General features: G+C 69.8%; 4 protein-coding genes and 1 pseudogene. All 5 read right to left on the reverse strand.

What is annotated here, in order from left to right; translation table 11 throughout:
- Nucleotides 1–84: 84 nt before the first annotated feature.
- Nucleotides 85–1341, reverse strand: coding sequence for a styrene monooxygenase/indole monooxygenase family protein (locus tag ACRDP3_RS27635; protein ID WP_431519751.1), 1257 nt, complete (start codon nt 1339–1341; stop codon nt 85–87).
- Nucleotides 1342–1382: 41 nt separating this feature from the next.
- Nucleotides 1383–2036 (reverse strand): GTP-binding protein, encoded by a 654-nt coding sequence (locus ACRDP3_RS27640; protein WP_431519754.1) that lies wholly within the window; start codon nt 2034–2036, stop codon nt 1383–1385.
- Nucleotides 2017–2430, reverse strand: a complete 414-nt coding sequence (locus ACRDP3_RS27645) for a DUF742 domain-containing protein (protein WP_431519752.1) — start codon at nt 2428–2430, stop codon at nt 2017–2019. Before ACRDP3_RS27645 ends, ACRDP3_RS27640 begins: the two co-directional genes overlap by 20 nt.
- Nucleotides 2427–2975, reverse strand: coding sequence for a roadblock/LC7 domain-containing protein (locus ACRDP3_RS27650; RefSeq protein WP_431519753.1), 549 nt, complete (start codon nt 2973–2975; stop codon nt 2427–2429). Before ACRDP3_RS27650 ends, ACRDP3_RS27645 begins: the two co-directional genes overlap by 4 nt.
- A pseudogene (locus tag ACRDP3_RS27655) lies at nt 2972–3677 on the reverse strand (nitrate- and nitrite sensing domain-containing protein); the annotation flags it as partial. The gene ACRDP3_RS27650 and the pseudogene ACRDP3_RS27655, both read right to left, overlap by 4 nt.

Raw genomic sequence — 3677 nt, forward strand, 5'->3', positions numbered from 1 at the left:
GCCCGGTGCGCGGCGGCCGCACCCCATGAGGCCCATGGGGCCCATGAAGCCCATGAAGGGATCCGGGCCGGGCCGGCCGGCCGGTCAGCCCCCCGCGACGCTGCCGAGGTAGGCGTCGGCCTTGTCCGGCTCGTAGAACCATTCCTCGAAGTCGGCGGGGTCGTTGAAGCCGTTGGCGAAGCGGTCGGCGATCGGCTGGAGCTGTCCGGCGGCGCCGATCAGGTTGAGTATGTGCTCGGGCGGCGGAGCCAGCATCGCGTTGGTCCACTTGGTGACGTGCTGGGCCGTCTCCCAGTAGCGGTCGAAGGTCTGCTGCATCCACGCCTCGTCGAAGGGCTCCTGACCCCGGTCCAGGATGGCCGCCAGATAGGCGGCGGCGCACTTGGACGCCGAGTTCGAACCCTGACCCGTGATCGGGTCGTTGGCCACGACGACATCCGCGACACCGAGCACGGCGCCGCCGCCGGGCAGCCGCCCGACCGGCTTGCGCACGGTGGGGGCGTACCGTCCGGCCAGGGTGCCGTTGGCGTCCGTCAGCTCCACCTTCGTGGCCCGCGCGTACTCCCAGGGCGTGAAGGTCTCCATCAGCTCCAGGGTCTTCGTCAGGTGCTCGGCGGGGTCCTTGATGCCCTGGAAGACGTCCAGCGGGCCGCCCGGAATGCCCTCCCAGAAGAGGATGTCGCAGCGCCCGGAGGTGGTCAGGCAGGGCATGACGAAGAGCTCACCGACACCCGGCACCAGGTTGCAGCGCACCCCTTCGGTGTCGGCGTGCTCCGGGCGGGGGCCGAGCCCGTTGACGTAGCTGACCGCCAGCGCGCGCTGCGGCGCGTCGTAGGGGGAACGGCTCGCGTCCCGCTCGAACATCGACACCAGTTCGCCCTTGCCGGCCGCGACCAGCACCAGGTCGTACTTGCCGGCGAAGAAGTCCAGGTCGGACACGGCCGCGCCGTGGATGACCAGCTGGCCGCCGCGCTGCGCGAAGGTCTCCAGCCAGCCCGCCATCTTCACGCGCTGGTCGACGGACTGGGCGTAACCGTCCAGCGCGCCGAGCCAGTTGATGGCCCGCTGGGTCTCGCCCGGACCCTGTACGGACTCCGGGTCGGCCACGGAGACGCCCAGGCCCCGCACCTTCGTGGCCTGGCTCTCCCAGAAGTTGATCTCCAGGTCACGTTCGTTCTGCAGCGCCTGGTCGAACTGCATCTGCGTCGACATGACCCGGCCGCCGCGTATCTCGTCCGCCGTACGGTTCGACATCACGGTGACCTCGTAGCCGTGTGACTGCAGGCCGAGCGCGAGTTGGAGCCCTGCCTGACCGGCTCCGACAATGAGTATCTTCCGCATGGCGGTCACTCTCTCCGTTCCTACGTGCATTCCGCACCCGCTCAGGCGGGTGCGACGTCCAGCGCGTGACCGACCAGCGAGAGCAGCGACTTGACGACGGTGCCGCGTTCCCGCGCGTCCATGATCACGACAGGTGCCCTTTCCGGCACCGACAGAGCCTCTCGCACGTCCTCGGCGGCGTACGCGGGGGTCCCCTCGAAATGGTTGACCGCGACCACGTAGGGAAGCCCGCAGCTCTCGAAATAGTCCAGTGCGGGGAAACAGTCCTCCAGCCGCCGGGTGTCCGCCATCACGATGGCGCCGATCGCGCCGCGCACCAGGTCGTCCCACATGAACCAGAAGCGCTGCTGGCCCGGGGTGCCGAAGAGGTAGAGCACGAGGTCGGCCTCGAGCGTGATCCGCCCGAAGTCCATGGCGACCGTGGTCGTGGTCTTCTCCGGGGTCGAGGCGAGATCGTCCGTCTCCTCGCTCGCCTGCGTCATCAACGCCTCGGTCGTCAGCGGCTCGATCTCCGAAACCGCCCCGACGAAGGTCGTCTTGCCGACGCCGAAGCCGCCCGCCACCACGATCTTGGTGGATATGGGAGCCCGGGAGAGATCCTCTTGCCAGTCCTTGGTGCCGGGAGCGCGCCGCGCGGACGACCGCGCACCGTTCCGCGTCTCCTCGGCGACCCGCTCAGAGCCTGCGAAGTCCACCAAGCACCCTTTCCAGAATCGCGCGGTCCGGACGGTCGCTACCGTGCCCGGTGCCGTGTACGCGCACCCTTCCCTGATCGGCGAGGTCGCTGAGCAGCACTCTCACCACGCCCAGCGGCATCTTCAACAATGCGGCGATCTCCGCCACGGAGCGCATCCGGCGACAGAGCTCGACGATGGCCCGCATCTCCGGCATCACCCGGTCCCGCAGGCCTCCTGAGGTCAACTCCGGGCGTTCTTCCGGCGCTTCTATCGCCGCGACGATCGTCTCGACGAGCAGCACATGGCCGAAGCGTGTGCGGCCGCCGGTCAGGGTGTAGGGACGGACACGTTTGGACTTGCCGGTCTCGCCGCGGCGTACGGGCAAGTGGGGGTGGGAGGAAGCAGGTGTCACTGGTCCAGCTCCATCGACGTGCGCAGTTCGGTGCGGAGTTCAGGGGTGAGGACGTGGCCGGCCCGGCCGACGAAGAGCGCCATGTGATAGGCGATGACGCTCATGTCGCAGTCCGACGTGGCGTGCACGCCGAGCAGCGAACCGTCGCCGATCGACATCACGAAGAGCGAGCCGTCGTCCATGGCGACCATAGTCTGCCGGATATCGCCGCCGTCCATCAGCTTCGCGGCGCCGAGTGTCAGCGAGCCGACGCCGGAGACGATGGTGGCGAGATCGGCACTCGATCCCTTGGGTCCGCGCTGCCGGCCGGACGGCCGGACAGTGCCGGTATCGGGGTCTCTTTCAGTGCTGTTCCCGGTGTTGCCGGAACCCGTGTCCGGGGCCGGTTCATTGAGGCGCGGATCCGAGGAGAGCAGCAGCAGTCCGTCGGAGGAGACCACGGCGACGGATGTGATGCCCGGCACCTCGTCGACGAGGTTGTCCAGCAGCCAGCGCAGATTGCGGGCCTGACTGCTGCCGGTCCTGCGCGTGGTGGGCGCGTTCACGTGCGTGCCTCCTCGGCGTTACCACCATCGGATTGCGCCCCCGCTTGATCAGTCTCACTGTCTTCAGCGTCGAGCTCCGCCGCAGCGTCACGGCGACCGTGCTGGGCGCCCTGCTGGAAGCCTCCCAGACGGCGGCGCATCTCCTCGGCGTTGGCGCCGCGTTTGCGCGGCTCCACGGGACCGCTCTGCGCGGCCACCTGCTGCGGAGTCCGCTTGGGCAGCCCGATGTCGGTGAGTCTTCTCTCCGGTGTGCCGGTACCGGCGTGTTCGGACTCGCCGTCGGGCTCGCCCAAGGTTCCTCCGCCGACATCGCTGTCGGAGTCCACGCCGCCGTCGGACGCCCGGCCGTGCTCCTGTTGCTGTTCGTGTTCCGGCTCGCCCCCGGACTCCCGTATGGCCGCTTCCGCGGCGGCGACCAACGGGTCGGCGGTGCCGGAGGCTTCGGCTCCCGAGAAGGGCGTCTCGGCGGCGCTGGAGCGGCCGGTCTCCTCGGAGCCGGTGCCAGTGTCCGTGGCAGTGCCCCCGATAGCCTGCGGGCGGCGCACCGGCAGTGCGTTGGAGTTGGCCTCCGCCACCGACCCGGGCAGCGTCGCGGACGCGGGGGCGGGGACCCGGGCGTTCTCGCCCGCCGTGGCGGCGACCGGGGTGGGCCGGGACGGGAGCAGGGTTCCGGGGACCGCGACGACCGCGGCGATGCCGCCC

Source organism: Streptomyces sp. (genome assembly GCF_050698815.1).
Taxonomy (GTDB): domain Bacteria; phylum Actinomycetota; class Actinomycetes; order Streptomycetales; family Streptomycetaceae; genus Streptomyces.